This window comes from Nostoc commune NIES-4072, from assembly GCF_003113895.1.
GTDB lineage: Bacteria > Cyanobacteriota > Cyanobacteriia > Cyanobacteriales > Nostocaceae > Nostoc > Nostoc commune.
The window spans coordinates 5,371,580-5,388,611 of record NZ_BDUD01000001.1; the positions used below are offsets into that span (position 1 = coordinate 5,371,580).

Below are 17,032 nucleotides of genomic sequence, written 5' to 3' on the forward strand. Positions count from 1 at the left end.
AGGTGATAAGGGAGACAAAGGAGATAAAGGAGATCAAGGAAAGGGAGACAAAGGAGATAAGGGAGATAAAGGAGATAAGGCAGATAAGGGAGATAAAGGAGATAAGGCAGATAAGGGAGACAAAGGTGAGGATGCAAAAGTGGAATTTTCAAATATAAATGCTAAGTGCTTTGAAGGGTGCAATCCTCAAACAAAAGCACCACAATTTGTATATAAAAATATTCAAGTAATTAAGGGAACTGAATCACAAGAAACTCTAAATTTTGAACAGATAGCAAATGCTGCTGCTTTAGAATGCTATCAATTAGTTGAAATAGAAGTTAAAACTTTTGCTTCCTGCGATCCAGAAACTCATAAACCTGTAGCTTTGCAACCACCTAAAAAGATAAAAGTTGCGCCAGGAACGGAACAACAGGTTATAGCTACTTTTGAAAAACTATTCGACATTGAAGCACAGCAATGCAATCCACTAATTGAAATAGAAATTAAAACTTTTGATTCCTGCGACCCAAAGACTCACAAACCTGTAGCTTTAAAAGAACCTAAAAAAATCAAGGTTCCAGCAGGCATGGAATCAGAAATTAAATCTATTTTTGAAAAACTATTTGATATTGAGGGTTTGCAATGCAATAAGGATAATTCAGACTTTGTAGAGATATCTGTTCCAACCATAATTGGATGTAATGAAGATAAAACACCAATTATTAGATATCGGACAATTCACTGTCCCAAGAAGCTAGAAGCCTGGTTGATTCATGAAATGAATTCTTTAGCAAGTATTCAATCAAGTTTGTGCTTAATGGATAATGCAGTTGTTGCATTGCCAGAAAGATATCAACTTTCTCCAGAAGGTCATATTCCCCAATTAATTTGCTTGTTTGTTGAGAAGCGAGAAGACGGAACTTTAGGAAAAGATTATTATCCCGTAACTATCCCACACCCAACAATTATTACAGCCCCAACTACAGCACCTTTAAATGGATATCAAAAGGGGTCATGGGAAGGGATATTAACACTTAAAGATAATACTAAAGTATTTATAAATGCCTTTTCAAAAGAAGAAGCAGAAAAAGTAATTAATCAAGCAAAAACCATAATTGACCCTAAATATACTGAGGGAAGTTTTTATAAAGTTGGTCAACGTAAGGGACAACCCTTAAAAGAGATTAATGTGCAACTTGTAAGAGTTGACTATTATCCAGAAGGCACAAAAGACAAAAAGCCTAAATGGGTAAAATTCTTTAAATAAGCCTTCCTCCGTAAGACATCAATAAAAGCGGAGGCTTAAGGGGTTCCGTCGTAAAACATTCATAAATGAGGCTAGATTAAATCAAACATTTCAATTTGATTTTATGGTAAAACCTCTACCAAAAGTTCCACACATTATCACAATTGATAATGATAAGTTCACTGCACTGTTACCTGATATTTACGATGACATTAAGACTGTCGTAGGTATTGCAAAAGCACCTGATCCAGACAATACAGTATATAAGGGCAAACTCACCATCAGTAAAGCGATTGAAGAAGGTCATTTAATCCGAATTAATTGCCGGCTTAAAGATAATAAAGTGCGAACTGTCCTGTGTATTGCAAGCAAATTTACTTCAGCAATGGGCGGGTTGCTACCCAAAAAAGTTGCTGGGCAAGATGTCAAGACAACAAATATTCCCCGTCGCATGAGGTTAGGATAAATAATGGCACTCCCTGTTTTACATAAAGCGATTTTTGGTGCTGGTGCTAGCGATTTTTATTACATTTTGACTAGTGATGCTTACGAAGGCATTAAAGCACAAACTGGACTAGAAAAAGTTGCTGATCCTAAAGGCAATGAAGAAGTTCTTCCAGTCAAAGAATTACTTCGTACTGGCATTCTTTGGCGCATTGGCATTAGATATAAAAATTCTGATGGTAAAATGAAGTCTGGCAAGTTGCTAGTAGTTAAGGGTAAAGTTGCAGGTCTTTTTGGTGACAACGCCGCCGACCAATTGGAGGATAAAACCTACAAGCTTGCTGGCGTAGATAAAGGCAAGATTGAACGCATCTCTGGCATTAGAAAAGCTACTTTCCATTAAGATGTAATCTATCTTTAATTACTGCAATTAAAGATAGATTGTTTATTAAAAATTTAAACTGGGGTCAAAATAAATGATACCCTGAATTTTCCCCCAACGGGAAAATTAAAATCTTGGTCTGTCGAAAGATAAAGCTCACAACGCCCAGATGGATTTTTACTATCAGCCCAAAAATTGATACTAGCTGGATCTTCTATAGGTTCTAGTTCGACACGAATTTGATTTGGTTGCTCACTATACTTGGTTTTCGATTTCAAAACAAACAATGGTTGCGACATAAATCTTTAATTAAATGATGCTTAAATTATATTCTTTTAATATTTATGATTACTACGCAACCATCAATAGCTACTACATCAAGCCCAGTAATCACTGTCACTCTAGAATCAGTTGGTGTGTTTACTGGGATTTTAGTAAGCATTTCCGTATTAGGAACTTTAGCAATAAAGCTTGTTAATAATTTAAATAATATTTCAACCTCAATTGCTCAAATAAAAGAGGACTTGAAAGAACACGCTGATAATGCTGAAAAAATTAGAGATTTAAATCACAAGCTTGATTTGCACATTCAGGACTATATAAACCGAAAAGATACGATAACTTTACTGATTGCTCAAGTCACGCAAACGGTTGAACATAGGACAAATCGTCTTTATACCTCAATGAAAGACATTGAAAATTTCTTGCAGACGCAAGGGAATTTTAAAATCCGTGATTTTCAGGATTTACGCAAGATGGAAGAGGAAGATCCTTTTAATAAGGTTTAGTCATCTTTCTCTATTTTTTTGGGAATACTATCAACCAACCACTCAAAATTACAATTATGTCTAAATCAACTTTGAACACACTTGCTACTATTTTTGGATTAATTGCTGGTGGATCTAATTTATTAGGCAGTACTGGCGCTATCAACCACGCAACCGCAGGCACTATTGGGGGAATTGCTACCGCTATCCTTGGCTATTTAGTACAACAACCGGCAGCCGATGAGCAGCCACAAGCACCTTCACCCCAAAAATGATTCTCTGGGGATTCATGCCACTTACTTAATATAAAGTCAGATAAAGCGCTCAAGCTGACAAAAATTAATACACCCAACCCAGTTGTGAGAAATAATGCTGCAAACATCCGAGGAATTTGTAAGTTGTAGCTAGAAATTAAAATCCGGTAAGCAATGCCAGATTTTGTCCCACCAGTACCAGCGACAAATTCGGCTACAACTGCGCCAATTAATGCTAAACCACCGCTAATTTTTAAACCGCCTAAGAAATAGGGCATAGCGCTGGGTAAACGGAGATACAGCAGAGTTTGCCAGCGAGAAGCTTTGTAAAGTTGAAATAGGTTGAGCAAGTTCCGGTCAACGCTGTTGAGTCCTAGTGTAGTGTTGGATACGATGGGGAAAAAGGCGACAATCCAGGCACAAACGACTAAGGCGGCAAAAGTGTTATTTTTTAGCCAGAGAATGATTAAGGGTGCGATCGCAACTATCGGAGTTGTTTGTAAAATGACTGCATAGGGAAATAAACTGCGTTCAATCCATTTACTTTGGGCGAACAAAATCGCTATTAGTAAACCAGAAATAGCCGCAGCAATAAAAGCAACAACTGTGATTTGCAGTGTAATTAATAGTGATGGGAAAAGCTCGTTCCAGTCAGTAATTAAGGTTTTAAATACTAATAAAGGGCCAGGAAGGATATAAGGAGGCAGATGTGTTATCCGCACAAATATATCCCATAAAAATAATCCTATAATACCAACTCCCATCGGTGCCAAAACCTCAACAGAAATAAACTTGCTCGATGTCTTTTGTGATTGGGTACGACGGATGAATAGCATATAAATTAAAAATTTTAAATTGGCGCAAAACTCATAGCTTTAGCTAGATGCTGAGAAATTTCACGGCAATATTGGTTATACAGCAATGATGTGCGAAAGTCATCGTTACGAGGATAAGGAACATCAATTTCTACATCAGCTACAATCCTTCCGGGACTTTTCCCCATAACTAGCACGCGATTTGATAAGTATACTGCTTCGTAAATATTGTGGGTAACAAAAACCACCGTCCAGCGTTCTTGAAGCCACAAATCTAGTAAATCACCATTGAGTTTGCTACGAGTAATTTCATCTAGTGCCCCAAATGGTTCATCCATCAACAAAATATTTGGTTGAGTAACTAATGCCCTAGCAATTGATACCCGCATTTTCATCCCACCTGATAACTGGCGGGGATAGTTTTCTTCAAAACCTTTTAATCCTACCAGTTCTAATGTCTGCTGCACCAATTTTTGGCTATCTTTTTTAGACATTCTCGCCAACTTTAGACCTTCTTGTAGAAACTATAAAATGGCTTTTGATTATCAAAAAAGAGAAAGAGCAACGAATTCAAATGGTTTGCCTTTGAGGTCTGCAAGGGTTTTAATTGCTGGGTTGGGATGTGCAATAAGACACCAGGGGTCTTTCTGAAAAATTGCTGCGACTGTGATTTTGGGAATACCTTGTGCTATAGCATTCACGGCATCTATGCCATAACCCATGAAGAAATCTACCGCACCCCCCATCAACAATTGAGTACCACTGGGAACCTGGGGGCCACCCATTTTGATGGTAACATCTAAACCATAGTCTTTGTAAATACCAGTGGCGATCGCCTGGTAAAATCCGCCGTGTTCTGCTTGTGCTATCCAGTTTGTGCCAAATGTAACTTTATTCAACTGAGAATTACTAGTTGATGGTTGGTTGCTGTTACTACAACCAGCAATGAAGGTACTACAAATCCAGATAGAACTGTATTGAGTAAAATTGCGGCGACTAAGGCGATTAACTGCTGTTGATAAGGGTGATGACGGATTCATAAAACAGGATGGTATTCTCTTCTATTTGCCGTTGTAACTGAATCTAAATGTACATTCTAGAATCAACTTTTGATTCACTAGCGAATAAGGCTGAATTTCTAAAGCAGCTTTAAAAGCTTTAATGGCTTCACCATACTCTCCTAGTGCTGCATAACACAAACCCATACCGTGAAGTGCCCCAAAATGTATTGGATTTATCTGCACGACTATCTGACAATCTGCCAAAGATTTTTGATAATCTCCAATACTGTAATACAGAAAAGCTCGACGATTCCAAGCTTCGGCAAAATCTGGCTGGTCTTTTATTAGTGCTGTCAGCGCTGTTTCGGCTTCAGTAATTTCACCTGCATCAAGTAACTTTTGACTGCGATCAATTATTTCCAGCCCATAAATTCCCTTTTGCTGAAACCAAATCCGCCAGATTTTTCTGGTTGCTTTTTCGCGGACTGTGGCATCTGGGTTTTTCAACTCTTCAAGTAAGGAATTGATAGGTAAAGAATCCATGAATTTAAAATCAGTGAATATACGTTTGTATTAACTTTCTCACAAAATATATCTATTAAATGATTTTTAAAGCCATCTTTAAATTTGCGGTATTTTATTGTTAATTATGAATTTTCTGTGTTATTTATTATATCCAGCATACGACTAATACCACACTCGATATTTAGAGTTATAAAAATAAAAATTGACTATAGGTAGTTGACAAATACTTAGTGACTAATAACTGAGAAAATATCCCCAAAAAAGTAATGACTATGCCAAAGCAAAACGATGTTTCCAAAATTGGTGACGCGATCTGATTTGGAGGTTTTTTGCTGCCAATTGGGGGCGTGACAGTGTATAAAAAGTTGATTTTAGTTAAAATTGCCAGCTTACTTGTAACCCAACTATATCCACGCCACCTTCAAAAGTACCTTTGAGCGTACCTGCTGTAGTACTTGACTGGTTAATGTAGCTATCGTTTACAAATACGTGGGTATAACCAATGTCGAAATTGAATGACTTGGAAGGACGATAGCTAGCGCCGAACCCAAGCAAAGTGCGATCGCCACCGGGTAATCGGGGCGTATTAAATTCTTCACTAACAGGGCTAGGATCGTAAGTGATACCCGTTCGCAGTGTTAAGCGATCGCTCACAGCATAGTTGGCCCCAACTCCAAAACGGTAACTATCATTCCAATTCTCCGGCTGTACGGTATCTGCTTGAACTGGATTGTCAAATTGAACTCGCAGTTCTTTAAAACGGCTCCAGTTTGTCCAAGTTACATCACCGACAATTGCCAAACGAGGGTTAAGTTCTTGATATACAGCAAGCGATAAGGTATCAGGCAATTTTTTTCACTAGATAGAATAAACTTTTTTTGACCTTCTAATCAACAGCAAACGCTACCCTAGAAATCAGTATGGCTTAAACCTTAAAGTTTCAAATATGATAGCCTCGCCCAAACAAAACTACCTTACCCCTGAAGAGTACCTCCAAATAGAGGAACAAAACCCTGTCAAACATGAGGGTATGCTACACAATCTTTAGTAAACTAAATATCTATTAATATCTTCAAGGCTTCCTAACCCGGCGGGGGCATTAAGCAAAGTAGACACAATTGATTGTATAAAAGTTATGGCGCTCATAGTTCAGAAATACGGTGGTACATCTGTCGGTTCAGTCGAACGGATTCAAGCTGTTGCACAACGCGTTTACAAAACTGTTAAAGCTGGAAATTCGCTTGTCGTAGTGGTTTCGGCAATGGGCAAAACCACCGATGGACTCGTCAAACTGGCTAATGAAATTTCTTCAAATCCTAACCGCCGGGAAATGGATATGTTGCTTTCCACTGGGGAACAAGTCACCATCGCCTTACTTAGTATGGCTTTGCAGGAACTAGGACAACCAGCAATTTCTATGACTGGCGCTCAGGTAGGAATTGTTACCGAAGCCGAACACAGCCGCGCTCGGATTTTACATATTGAAACTACTCGCCTAACTCGTCACATAAATGCAGGTAAAGTAGTTGTAGTAGCAGGCTTTCAAGGCACATCCAACGCCGGAGAAATGGAAATTACAACTTTGGGGCGTGGTGGTTCTGACACATCGGCGGTGGCGATCGCAGCCGCATTACAAGCAAATTTTTGTGAAATTTATACAGACGTACCAGGGATTTTAACTACAGACCCCCGCTTAGTTGCCGAAGCCCAGTTGATGGATGACATCACCTGCGATGAAATGTTGGAACTAGCTAGCTTAGGAGCAAAAGTGCTGCATCCCCGCGCAGTGGAAATTGCTCGTAACTATGGTGTTCCCTTAGTAGTTAGGTCTAGCTGGACGGATGCTCCCGGTACTTGGGTAACATCAGCCAAACCCCAAGGGCGATCGCTAATCAATCTAGAAATTGCCCTTCCGGTGGATGCTGTAGAATTTGACACTAACCAAGCAAAGGTGGCTTTGTTGCGCGTACCCGATAAACCAGGTGTAGCAGCAAGGTTATTTGGCGAAATTTCTCGGCAAAAAGTAGACGTAGATTTAATTATTCAGTCAGTTCATGAAGGTAACAGTAATGACATTGCCTTTACTGTCACCACACCAATATTAAAACGGGCAGAAGCAGTAGCAGCAGCGATCGCCCCAGCACTAAGGAGTCCATCTAACCCTAAATCTGACGAAGCCGAGGTAATGGTAGAACAGAATATTGCCAAAGTCAGTATCGCAGGTGCGGGAATGATTGGACGTCCCGGTGTAGCTGCAAAGATGTTCGCCACTTTGGCAGAAGCAGGCGTGAACATCCAGATGATTTCCACCAGCGAAGTGAAAGTAAGCTGCGTAGTCAATGCCACCGAATGCGATCGCGCCGTCAACGCACTCCGTAGCGCCTTTGAGATAGAGGCAGGGGGGCAGGGGGCAGGGGGAGCAGGGGAAGCAGGGGGGGCAGGGGGAGCAGGGGAAGCAGGGGAAGATAAATTAATTCTTTTATCCCCCTCACTCCCCACTCCCCATTCCCCACTCCCCACTTCTCCCGTTCGTGGTGTCGCTCTCGATTTGAACCAAGCGCGTCTTGCTATTCGGCAATTACCAGATCGGCCGGGGATGGCGGCGAAGTTGTTTGGATTATTAGCGCAGCATAATATCAGCGTTGATATGATTATCCAATCTCAACGTTGTCGGGTGATTGATGGTGTTCCCAGAAGAGATATTGCTTTTACAGTCTCGCGGATAGATGGGGAAAGTGCAAAAAAAATGCTTACCCAAGTAGCAGCAGAATTAGGATGGGGTGAAGTTGTTTTAGATAGTGCGATCGCTAAAGTGAGTATTGTAGGTGCAGGTATGGTGGGACAACCAGGTGTAGCCGCTAAAATGTTTGAAGCTCTAGCCGAACACCAAATTAATATTCAAATGATTGCCACCTCAGAAATAAAAATTAGCTGTGTCGTGGCCCAAGAGCAAGGTGTTAAAGCTTTGCAAGTCATTCATGCTGCTTTTGGACTAGCTGGTAGTGAGAAATTTGTCGTACCAGCGTAGAATTAAATTTTTAATTTTTAATTGCTGATTATCTATTTCTGAAATCCCATTTTTCCATCATGGCTACCATTTCTGAAAGCCGACGTTCACCACACCAAACTAAATCAAGTTTTTTGAGTTGATCAAGGCTGATACCACCCTCTTCCTCAGCAATGCAGTGATATTCTTTATCTCCCATTGCTGCTAATAAATGCCCAAAGATAATAATTTCATCGAACTGAGGATTTGTCTCTGGATCGTTCAAGATTAGCATTGCTCGTTCTTGGGACAGTCCTTGGAGAGTATTAGCAATAAATCGTGTAGGAAAGTCAGCATCCTTAAGTTCAGGATGACGCGATACTAATCCAGCCAATAGCACTCCTAAATAAGCCGCAGCTTGGGAATTACTCAGTACTTGCATCTGTTGGATAGCAATCTCAGTCAAATTGCTAAAAAATGCACACCCTAACTGCTGTTCGATGGTGGTAACTGGATCTGAGCCTAACGAGGTTTCTAACTGTGCCTCAAATGATGCTTGATGCTTCTGTGGTACTTGGGTAAGTAAGATTTGCTTGGCGCGATCGCTTACAATCATCGTACCATCAATTCCAAAGCTAAAGTCTTTGCCCGGTTTCAAACCTTTGCTCACTAAAGTTTTAAAGACGTTACTTTGAGCTTTTTCCTCCATCTGTTTATATTCGGCTTGTCCAAGGAAAATTTGACAAAACCAACTGTGGCTGTCAGAATCACATTCGAGCATTACCTCGTTAACAATCAAATCAGTTAACTTTTCCGATCCCAGAATGCTTTGCCATTCTATAATCAAGCTCTTAAGGGCAGCTAGATCGCGGCAATTGAGCGCCTTAAGCAATTGACGCTTCGCAGTAGCTCCCACGTCTTTTTTCCGCCCAAATATGTTGATTTTCAATCTTCTATATGGGGTCATGGATAATTCAAATTTCTATTTTTATCTCATCAGAAAATTAAATGTCATGAGTGGGATTGCTGAAGAATCAAGATCAAAATATCTCCACTACCTACTCATCTCCTTCCCTACATCTGGTTTAATTTACAAACTTTACTCAAGTCTGGTAATATGTAACCGTATTCAGTCTATAACATTTTTTTGATCGAAAACAGAACAATATTTGTACGAATATGTAATATTAGCTAATAATTAATACTTTTACCTGCCAGAATGGCATTAATCTTTTTTTAAAGAATATATTTTACTAAAATTACTAGCAAAACACCTAAGTTATAATCAAATAATTTATCAGATTATATTTATATTGATGAATAATCATTTATTAAATGGACATTATCGAATACTAAAAATTATCAATGATGGTGAAAAGGGAAAAACCTATTTAGTTGAAGATATTAATCTTGCTAATAGCCAATTTATAGTAAAGCAGTTACGTTCTCCTGGTAACAGTCCTCAAGCTTTAACAAGCTTACGGCGCTTGTTTGACAGCAAAGCAGCAACTTTAGAAAAATTAGGACAAGAACACGATAAAATTCAAAAGCTCATTACTTCTTTTGAAGAAAAGGAAGAATTTTATGTAGTCCAAGAATTTATAGTTGGTAATCCTTTAACCGACAAAATTATCCAGGGGCAACCTTTGAGTGAAGACCAAGTAATTAGTCTTTTATCAGATATATTAGAGATTTTGGTGATTGTACATAGCTATGGCGTGATTCATCAAGATATTAACCCAGCTAATATTATTCGCCGTGAATCAGACAAAAAGTTAGTTTTGGTTAATTTTAGTACTGTTAATGAAACCATCACTAACACCGTTGACAATCTCGAATATATGCCGATAGAACAAGTTAACGGCAATCTCAAATACAATAGCGATATATATGCTTTGGGTATGGTTGCGATCGCAGCACTTCTAGGTTTATCTGGAAACGAAATATCTAATTTGCGAACTCAGAAAAATCGGCTGACAGGTGAAATAGTTTGGCAGAACAAAAATTTAAAAGTTAACAGAAAATTAGCCAAAATTATTAATAAAATGGTGCGTTTTAACTATCGGAAACGTTACCAGTATGCAACTGAAGTTTTAGACGACCTGAAAAAGATCACAAATGTTGATCACGAACGGGAAAAACAGCATCAGAAAAAATTATTAGTAGTTATGGCTGGGGTAGCTGGCTGTATCACACTTGGCGTTGGAGCGTGGCAATTGAAGTTGCTAAAACCTCTAACAAACGCTCAACAGACATTATACCAAGAGGGAGTCAATAAATATGATGCAGGAAACTATGAAGGAGCAATTGAAGATTTTAACCAAGCGATTGAATTAGATCCAAAAAACGCCCTGGCTTATAATAGGCGAGGCGATGCGTATTATCGATTAGGAGACTACGAGCAAGCGCAAGCAGATTCTAGCCAAGCTATTTCGCTCAATCCGCAAGATGGTAATGCTTATTTTGATCGAGGATTTGCTTTGTCTGAATTAGGCAAGTACAAAGAAGCGATCGCAGATTATACCCAAGCAATTAAGTTAAATTCTAAAGATGCTTATGCTTACTATGGCCGGGGATTGGCCCGTACTCAACTGAAGGATAATAAAGGGGCAATTGGAGATTTTAACAAAGCGATCGCTCTCAAGCCTCAGTATACCGAAGCCTACTTGCAGCGAGGGATTCTTCGCCGTCGTCTCAGACAAAGGCTTGAAGCAATCCAAGATTTTGATACAGTAATTAAAATTAATCCTACCGATGCTAAAGCTTATTATCAAAGGGGTTTAACTCAATCTATTAATAAGCAAAAATATGCAGCTTTGAAAGATTATACAGACGCAATTAACATTAATCCTAAATACATCGAAGCTTATCTTAATCGTGGTGATGTTTACAGCGATCTGGGAGATAACTTAGAAGCTACTGAAGATTACAACGCTATTTTACAGATTGATCCTAAATTTACTGCTGCTTACATCCACAGAGGTATTCACCGCTTTTCTTTCGGAGATTATAAAGGCGCTATTGAAGATTACACTGAAGCGCTGAAACTAGATTCTAATAATTTAGCAGCTTATAATAACCGTGGTAATGCCTATCTCGAACTGGGAAATAAAAAAGCTGCAAATCAAGATTATTCAAGAGCGATCGCAATTAATCCTAACAATGCCTTAGCCTATTATAACCGGGGCGTGATTCGCACTAAGCAGAAAAATAAACAGGGAGCGATCGCAGACTTCAAAAAAGCTGCCAAACTATTCCAGCAGCAAGGTGAAAAAGATAGTTATCAAGATGCACAAAGAGAAATTGCAATTCTGCAAAATAAGTCAGCATCAGTGAAAGTTACCCGCCCTAAATCTGGGAAAAGAGAAAGAAATTGAGCTATGACTCAATACAGTAATACCATTTTAAGAGGATATTTTAAAAGTCCTTTGGTCGGTAGCAGAACGTTTTAGATCCCCCTAAATCCCCCTTTTTAAGAGGGACTTTGATTCCGGTTTCCTCCTTTTTAAGAGAGGTTGGGGGGATCTTCTGGGGTAAAATATCATTACAAGCGGATTGCAATATGTCTATTCACCGCCATAAACCGTAAGCTTTGACATTTTACGTGTCCTTGTAGACTAATAAATTATCGATCAACATGAGTCATAGTGTTTTCCCACGACTCAATTAGGATGGCTATATGCTAACTCTTCTTACTTTTCATCCAGACAACCTGGAATTATTTACCAGCAATCATGTCGATACGGTACTGAAGCAAATTGATAGTTCTCGCAATATTTGGTTGCGCTGTATTCACTTTCGCGATCGCACTGGAACAGCCAAAATTATTAAGCACTTTGGTCTTAATCCATCGCGTGTTAATATGATTTTCAACCATTCCCCTGTAGGAATTGATGAAAACGTAGAAGATTGTTTATTTGATAGCTATGAAATATTAACTCCTCAAATAAAAAATCACGAGTTTGAGGTTGCTCGTGGCAATATTGTGCTGGGTAATAATTTTATTATCACCTTTGAAATCACTGAATTAAAAGTTTTAAGTATTTTAGCTAATAATCTGCAAAAACGAACTAAAGATATTGAAACATTAGGAATCGATTATGTTTTTTATCTCATCTTTAAAGAGGTTCTGAATAATTACCATACTGTATTTGACTATATTTCTAGAAAACTTGATGATTTAGAAGATGAAGTTTTAGATAATTCTGGTGATGAACTAACATACCAAAAAATTGCCACGATGAGGCAATCGACTCGTTCCGGACGCCGTAATTTTCAAAGCATCAAGTCACTCATGGCTATTATGGATTACGAAGATTTCCATTGGATCACCCAGCCAGTGAAGGAACTATTCAATCAAGAATTAGTTCATCACGTTGATAAACTTTGGCAAGAATATCAAGCGTTGAGAGCCTGGATGTCAGAACTAATGGAAATTCAACGCGATAATATTGCTAGCAAAACCGGTGAACGAATTAATCGTTTAACTATCCTCTCAACCATATTTTTACCAATTACTTTTATATCTGGTTTCTATGGCATGAACTTCAAATATATGCCTGAATTAGAACAACCTTGGTTTTATCCTGCTGTAATCTGCGTGATGGCATTAATTGTAATTGGTAGTATTGCTTATGCTAAAAAGCAGCGTTGGTTGTAATGTCTTTCAGGTTACAGACATTGGTGGAATAGTAAAATTTACATCTCGTTTAGCATTACTATATGCTTTCTGTAAGTAGACTGAATCAACCCTAAATCGGTAAATAAACGTGAATATCCCATTGATTATTCGTGCTGAAGAACACAACGATAAAACAGCAATCGCTACAACGGATAGAGAATTTACCTATCGAGATTTGCTGCACACTTCTAGTCTAATAGCAACACTTCTTCTTAATAATTCAGAAGATTTACAGGAGCAGCGAGTTGCCTTTCTCATCCCGCCTGGGTTTGAGTATGTAGCCACTCAATGGGGAATTTGGCGTGCTGGTGGTATAGCTGTACCTCTGTGTATTTCCCACCCGCGGCCAGAACTGGAGTATGTAATTACCAATTCTGGAGCCTCGATTATTGTTGCTCATCCTAATTTTGAAAGTATACTGCGTAGTTTACCGCCGCAGGCATCGCTTGCCGAAAAACACAATTTGAGATTCATCCTCACCTCAGAAACGCTCCCATCTGATATTGCTTTGCTCCCAAAGGTAGATATCACTAGACGCGCCTTAATTCTCTACACTAGCGGTACAACAGGTAAACCCAAAGGTGTAGTTACAACCCATCAGAATATTCAAGCGCAAGTGACTAGTTTAACTACCGCTTGGGAGTGGACATCGGATGATCGCATTTTACATATACTGCCATTACATCATATTCATGGGATTATTAACGTCCTAACTTGTGCTTTATGGGCTGGCGCGGAGTGCCAGATGTTGAGCAAGTTTGATGCCGAAACCGTATGGAGGCGAATTTGTGACGGTGACTTAACCCTATTTATGGCAGTACCAACAATTTATGTAAAGCTAATTGCTGCTTGGGATGCCTCTAAAGAACGCCAAAAAAGTATGTCAGAAGGCTGTGCTAAGATGCGCCTGATGGTTTCTGGCTCGGCAGCGTTACCAGTTCAAGTTTTAGAAAAGTGGCAGACCATCAGTGGCCATTTTCTGCTTGAGCGCTATGGCATGACTGAAATTGGTATGGCGCTATCGAACCCTTTACACGGTGAACGCTTGTCTGGGTATGTAGGGAAGCCATTACCTGAAGTTGAAGTGAGATTAGTAGATGAGAACGGAGAGTTAGTTCCAGCCGGAACACCAGGAGAAATCCAAGTTAAAGGTCCTGGAGTGTTTATAGAATATTGGCAAAACCCCCAAGCAACCGCCAAAGCTTTTCAAGATGGCTGGTTCCGTACCGGAGACACCGCCGTAATTGAGAATGACAACTACCGAATTCTGGGACGGATGAGTGTGGATATTATCAAAACTGGAGGGTATAAAGTTTCGGCTCTAGAAATTGAAGAAGTATTGGGATCGCATCCAGATATTCAGGAATGTGCAGTGGTTGGGGTTGCTGATCTAGAATGGGGTGAACGGGTTTGTGCGGCGTTAGTATTGCAAGGGTCACAACCTTTAACATTAGAAGCTTTCAGGAGTTGGGCAAAAGAACGATTGGCTGTTTATAAAGTGCCAACCCAAATTTTGATAGTTGAAGAATTACCACGCAACGCTATGGGGAAAGTTACTAAGCCAACAGTGGTTGAATTATTTTGCTGATAGCGATCGTAAAATTATGCACATTAGGATGACAAGTGATCTAAATCAAGTAGATCACTCTCAATATACTCCTTTGCTGTCATATCTTCCAGAGCTACTATCGAACCCTCTACGGTTTGGAATCGTCCAGATTCAGGGATTAATTTCAACCACTGTTTGAGAAATTGATCCCATCCTATTCCCTCAAATTGATTCTGTTCCTCGTCTCGAATAAACCAAAATATTAGTCGAATTTCAGAGCTATTCCATGAAGGTTCTGCACGCACTCTAATTTCGCGTAAGGCGCGAAGTGCTTCTCCTTCACTGTTCGATTTATCATGCTTATCTCGCAGACGGTTTTGAAGCTTTTTAGCAAAGTCGTTGAAGTCGTCAGGGAAAGCAAAGCGAGCACGTTTTCGTGTTAATGCTTGCCCAAATGCTCTAATCTCTTGATCATTGCGGCATCCTGGCTCGCGCTCCCATTCTGTAATAACAGCCTTCTCTAATGTCATCACACGATCAAGGTCAGCAACAAGATTAAATTTTGCAACTCCTGGAACATAAGCAAACTGAGGTCGCCTACTTCGCTGAATTTCAGACAAACGTTGCTCGTTAACCTCCACCAGAGGTACCACCTCTATGAATGGACGATCAGCGCAAGAGCGTACAATATCGCATGTCTGTGTAACCACAACAAAACCCTTAACATCGGATTCCACAAGGTCAGTTTCTGATTCTGCAACATCATTAGAATCGGATGTCAAAGGGTATTGAGGATTAAAGCGATGGACAAACCAGTGTTCTCCAAGCACACAATCACCCTGACACCACTTCTGAAGAGTGGTGTCTATTTTCTGAATCCAAATATCACGCTCATTGACCACTACGATTTTTTCGACTCCTTGCTGCTCTAGCAGGTCTGGATTGTCTAACTTCAAGATGGATAGGATCTTGGAGAGCGTCAACCAGTTCTGCTGGATTCTGTGGCTTACGTGCTGCGCGTGCATCTTCAGACAAAGGACTTAGCTGTGGTCTTTGAGGTGCATTGCCGGAACCAATAATCTGCTTGAATTCTTCGTATTTACCTACAACCATTAAGTCAAAAAGGGGTGTACCATTACTGCCAGGTTTCAGTAAAAGACTGCGATTGAGACTTGCACTTCCTCGATCAATGTATTGGATAGCACCTAAGACTCGATGAAGATGCTCCTCATTAAAGCGGGATAATGGTTGCCCACTTGCCCAAAAATGAAGGCTTCTGCGTGAGACATTAAAGAGTTTAGCAAGTTGATCCCAGGTTAATCCACTCAATCTTCTCAGTTCGCTAAGAGCCTTCTGTGTTGATTCTGGAGAACTAGTTGATGGTAGAGCCAGCCCACTCGTTGTCATCTCTAAAGGGGCCAAAATATTCCTATTAGTTGCTATAGAATTAGCAGTGCTATTAGGAGCCATTAAAATTATAGGGGGAAAGCGATTAGGGGTAGATTTCTGCATAGCTCCAAGCGCAGAAGTTTCAGGTAATAGATCAAATGTTCTGTCTAGTAAATTACTCATAATTCACCTCCAAAGCGCCGCAAAAACTCATCAGTCACTGCCCATCGAAAGAACGTATAAATTCTTTCAGAAAATTGTTTTGCTTCATTCATCAAAGCTTCAACACTGAAATCTCGTTTCTTTGAAAGAGACATATCTAGATCCAATATCCAGCTAGACTCAGCAAAAGGTTCAATCGCCGCAGGATCAAAAGTTGTATCAGCAGGAACAAGTCCCCACCTTGCAATGATTTGTTCCCCTCCATCGGGGATGATGAACAAAGATTGATTAATATTTTGATGAATATATTCTCTGAATCCAGCAGTTGCAATGCCAGCTATCTCAGGTTTTACCAGTGATGATAGATCATCTATATTTTGTCCAATAAGTCTGTCGATGTATCGCATACCGAATCGCTCAATAATGTCAATATTAGGATGAAAACTTTCTTTAAGAGCGATAAGTAAGCTTTCTAGACGTTCCAGAAAATCACTGCGACTTGAGTAAAGAGTTGTCTCAAGTGCCAAAAAATTGGGTGCTAATGAGACTCGCCAAGTTTCTGTTTTGTCCATAAATCGCCAAGTTATTTGAGGCACAGTTGGTACAAGACCTTGAGGGCCAAAAACGAAGCCCTGAGTTTGCTCAGGCTGTAGATAAGGGTAATTTTCCCTAATCGCTTCTTGGAATACACGAACAAATTCCTTATCTTCCATCGAAAGAATGGAAGGAAAGAGTACTTGCGCGATAACTCGAATTAGTGGCGCGTTTTGTAACGGTACTTCCTTGGGTGGCTGTGCAATGAATGGATTGGTATTGACCACTTTCTACATCCTTTGCGAGGCTTCTAGA

General features: G+C 39.7%; 20 protein-coding genes. 10 read left to right on the plus strand and 10 right to left on the minus strand.

The annotated features are described in order from the left end of the window. The first annotated feature begins 2 nt into the window (after positions 1–2). The 4 genes from CDC33_RS39030 (at position 3) to CDC33_RS23885 (ending at position 2,075) form a co-directional block, all read left to right on the plus strand. Complete coding sequence (locus CDC33_RS39030) at positions 3–158, plus strand: hypothetical protein (RefSeq protein ID WP_181374116.1); 156 nt, start codon at positions 3–5, stop codon at positions 156–158. Beyond that, positions 140–1,249 (plus strand): hypothetical protein, encoded by a 1,110-nt coding sequence (locus CDC33_RS23875; protein WP_146195855.1) that lies wholly within the window; start codon positions 140–142, stop codon positions 1,247–1,249. Before CDC33_RS39030 ends, CDC33_RS23875 begins: the two co-directional genes overlap by 19 nt. A 103-nt stretch (positions 1,250–1,352) precedes the next feature. Further along, on the plus strand, positions 1,353–1,694 hold the full coding sequence (locus CDC33_RS23880) for a hypothetical protein (RefSeq protein WP_109011028.1): 342 nt from the start codon (positions 1,353–1,355) through the stop codon (positions 1,692–1,694). A gap of 3 nt (positions 1,695–1,697) precedes the next feature. Continuing rightward, positions 1,698–2,075: a hypothetical protein gene (locus tag CDC33_RS23885; RefSeq protein ID WP_109011029.1), complete on the plus strand. Its 378-nt coding sequence runs from the start codon at positions 1,698–1,700 to the stop codon at positions 2,073–2,075. Between the two features lie 53 nt (positions 2,076–2,128). On the opposite strand, the gene CDC33_RS23890 is transcribed toward CDC33_RS23885, so the two are convergent. Next, positions 2,129–2,353, minus strand: coding sequence for a hypothetical protein (locus CDC33_RS23890; RefSeq protein ID WP_109009340.1), 225 nt, complete (start codon positions 2,351–2,353; stop codon positions 2,129–2,131). A gap of 45 nt (positions 2,354–2,398) precedes the next feature. Between CDC33_RS23890 and CDC33_RS23895 the strand changes: the two genes are divergently transcribed. Next, positions 2,399–2,842 (plus strand): hypothetical protein, encoded by a 444-nt coding sequence (locus CDC33_RS23895; protein WP_109011030.1) that lies wholly within the window; start codon positions 2,399–2,401, stop codon positions 2,840–2,842. A gap of 56 nt (positions 2,843–2,898) precedes the next feature. Further along, on the plus strand, positions 2,899–3,096 hold the full coding sequence (locus CDC33_RS37925) for a hypothetical protein (protein ID WP_146195856.1): 198 nt from the start codon (positions 2,899–2,901) through the stop codon (positions 3,094–3,096). On the opposite strand, the gene CDC33_RS23900 is transcribed toward CDC33_RS37925, so the two are convergent. The 5 genes from CDC33_RS23900 to CDC33_RS23920 form a co-directional block, all read right to left on the minus strand. Further along, positions 3,036–3,911, minus strand: coding sequence for an ABC transporter permease (locus CDC33_RS23900; RefSeq protein ID WP_109011031.1), 876 nt, complete (start codon positions 3,909–3,911; stop codon positions 3,036–3,038). The two genes, CDC33_RS37925 and CDC33_RS23900, sit on opposite strands and share 61 nt — an antisense overlap. Positions 3,912–3,925: 14 nt before the next feature. After that, positions 3,926–4,384 (minus strand): ABC transporter ATP-binding protein, encoded by a 459-nt coding sequence (locus CDC33_RS23905; protein WP_244919332.1) that lies wholly within the window; start codon positions 4,382–4,384, stop codon positions 3,926–3,928. 51 nt (positions 4,385–4,435) lie between these two features. Next, positions 4,436–4,930, minus strand: coding sequence for an ABC transporter substrate-binding protein (locus CDC33_RS23910; protein ID WP_109011032.1), 495 nt, complete (start codon positions 4,928–4,930; stop codon positions 4,436–4,438). 21 nt (positions 4,931–4,951) lie between these two features. Further along, positions 4,952–5,434, minus strand: coding sequence for a tetratricopeptide repeat protein (locus CDC33_RS23915; RefSeq protein WP_109011033.1), 483 nt, complete (start codon positions 5,432–5,434; stop codon positions 4,952–4,954). A gap of 357 nt (positions 5,435–5,791) precedes the next feature. Then, positions 5,792–6,265: an OmpP1/FadL family transporter gene (locus CDC33_RS23920; RefSeq protein WP_109011034.1), complete on the minus strand. Its 474-nt coding sequence runs from the start codon at positions 6,263–6,265 to the stop codon at positions 5,792–5,794. A gap of 286 nt (positions 6,266–6,551) precedes the next feature. Between CDC33_RS23920 and CDC33_RS23925 the strand changes: the two genes are divergently transcribed. Next, positions 6,552–8,444, plus strand: coding sequence for an aspartate kinase (locus tag CDC33_RS23925; RefSeq protein ID WP_109011035.1), 1,893 nt, complete (start codon positions 6,552–6,554; stop codon positions 8,442–8,444). Between the two features lie 28 nt (positions 8,445–8,472). Here the strand turns inward: CDC33_RS23925 and CDC33_RS23930 are convergent, their stop codons facing one another. Beyond that, entirely contained in the window at positions 8,473–9,318 is an 846-nt protein-coding gene (locus tag CDC33_RS23930; RefSeq protein WP_244919333.1) for a hypothetical protein, read from the minus strand. A gap of 400 nt (positions 9,319–9,718) precedes the next feature. Here CDC33_RS23930 and CDC33_RS23935 point away from each other — a divergent pair, with 400 nt between their 5' ends. The 3 genes from CDC33_RS23935 to CDC33_RS23945 all read left to right on the plus strand — a co-directional run bounded on the left by CDC33_RS23935 (position 9,719) and on the right by CDC33_RS23945 (position 14,671). Then, a complete protein-coding gene (locus CDC33_RS23935; RefSeq protein WP_109011036.1) occupies positions 9,719–11,779 on the plus strand; it encodes a tetratricopeptide repeat protein in 2,061 nt (686 codons plus the stop codon). Between the two features lie 302 nt (positions 11,780–12,081). Further along, positions 12,082–13,062: a magnesium transporter CorA family protein gene (locus CDC33_RS23940; RefSeq protein ID WP_109011037.1), complete on the plus strand. Its 981-nt coding sequence runs from the start codon at positions 12,082–12,084 to the stop codon at positions 13,060–13,062. Between the two features lie 109 nt (positions 13,063–13,171). Further along, on the plus strand, positions 13,172–14,671 hold the full coding sequence (locus tag CDC33_RS23945) for an acyl-CoA synthetase (protein WP_109011038.1): 1,500 nt from the start codon (positions 13,172–13,174) through the stop codon (positions 14,669–14,671). Between the two features lie 23 nt (positions 14,672–14,694). Here CDC33_RS23945 and CDC33_RS23950 read toward each other — a convergent pair whose 3' ends face one another. From CDC33_RS23950 to CDC33_RS23960, 3 genes are read right to left on the minus strand one after another with little or no spacing between them, the layout of a single operon-like run. Further along, complete coding sequence (locus CDC33_RS23950) at positions 14,695–15,615, minus strand: hypothetical protein (RefSeq protein WP_244919334.1); 921 nt, start codon at positions 15,613–15,615, stop codon at positions 14,695–14,697. Then, complete coding sequence (locus CDC33_RS23955) at positions 15,524–16,204, minus strand: transcriptional regulator (protein WP_109011040.1); 681 nt, start codon at positions 16,202–16,204, stop codon at positions 15,524–15,526. The genes CDC33_RS23950 and CDC33_RS23955 overlap by 92 nt, the downstream gene beginning before the upstream one ends. Continuing rightward, positions 16,201–17,004: a TIGR04255 family protein gene (locus CDC33_RS23960; protein ID WP_109011041.1), complete on the minus strand. Its 804-nt coding sequence runs from the start codon at positions 17,002–17,004 to the stop codon at positions 16,201–16,203. The genes CDC33_RS23955 and CDC33_RS23960 overlap by 4 nt, the downstream gene beginning before the upstream one ends. Between the last annotated feature and the right edge of the window lie 28 nt (positions 17,005–17,032).

What these genes read in the sequence shown, in the direction of transcription:
- CDC33_RS23905 (WP_244919332.1), bottom strand. Translation starts at nt 4,384, where the DNA reads ATGTCTAAAAAAGATAGCCAAAAATTGGTGCAGCAGACATTAGAACTG.
- CDC33_RS23925 (WP_109011035.1), top strand. Translation starts at nt 6,552, where the DNA reads ATGGCGCTCATAGTTCAGAAATACGGTGGTACATCTGTCGGTTCAGTC.
- CDC33_RS23915 (WP_109011033.1), bottom strand. Translation starts at nt 5,434, where the DNA reads ATGGATTCTTTACCTATCAATTCCTTACTTGAAGAGTTGAAAAACCCA.
- CDC33_RS23910 (WP_109011032.1), bottom strand. Translation starts at nt 4,930, where the DNA reads ATGAATCCGTCATCACCCTTATCAACAGCAGTTAATCGCCTTAGTCGC.
- CDC33_RS23885 (WP_109011029.1), top strand. Translation starts at nt 1,698, where the DNA reads ATGGCACTCCCTGTTTTACATAAAGCGATTTTTGGTGCTGGTGCTAGC.
- CDC33_RS23895 (WP_109011030.1), top strand. Translation starts at nt 2,399, where the DNA reads ATGATTACTACGCAACCATCAATAGCTACTACATCAAGCCCAGTAATC.
- CDC33_RS23940 (WP_109011037.1), top strand. Translation starts at nt 12,082, where the DNA reads ATGCTAACTCTTCTTACTTTTCATCCAGACAACCTGGAATTATTTACC.
- CDC33_RS23935 (WP_109011036.1), top strand. Translation starts at nt 9,719, where the DNA reads ATGAATAATCATTTATTAAATGGACATTATCGAATACTAAAAATTATC.
- CDC33_RS23880 (WP_109011028.1), top strand. Translation starts at nt 1,353, where the DNA reads ATGGTAAAACCTCTACCAAAAGTTCCACACATTATCACAATTGATAAT.
- CDC33_RS23890 (WP_109009340.1), bottom strand. Translation starts at nt 2,353, where the DNA reads ATGTCGCAACCATTGTTTGTTTTGAAATCGAAAACCAAGTATAGTGAG.
- CDC33_RS23900 (WP_109011031.1), bottom strand. Translation starts at nt 3,911, where the DNA reads ATGCTATTCATCCGTCGTACCCAATCACAAAAGACATCGAGCAAGTTT.
- CDC33_RS23955 (WP_109011040.1), bottom strand. Translation starts at nt 16,204, where the DNA reads ATGAGTAATTTACTAGACAGAACATTTGATCTATTACCTGAAACTTCT.
- CDC33_RS37925 (WP_146195856.1), top strand. Translation starts at nt 2,899, where the DNA reads ATGTCTAAATCAACTTTGAACACACTTGCTACTATTTTTGGATTAATT.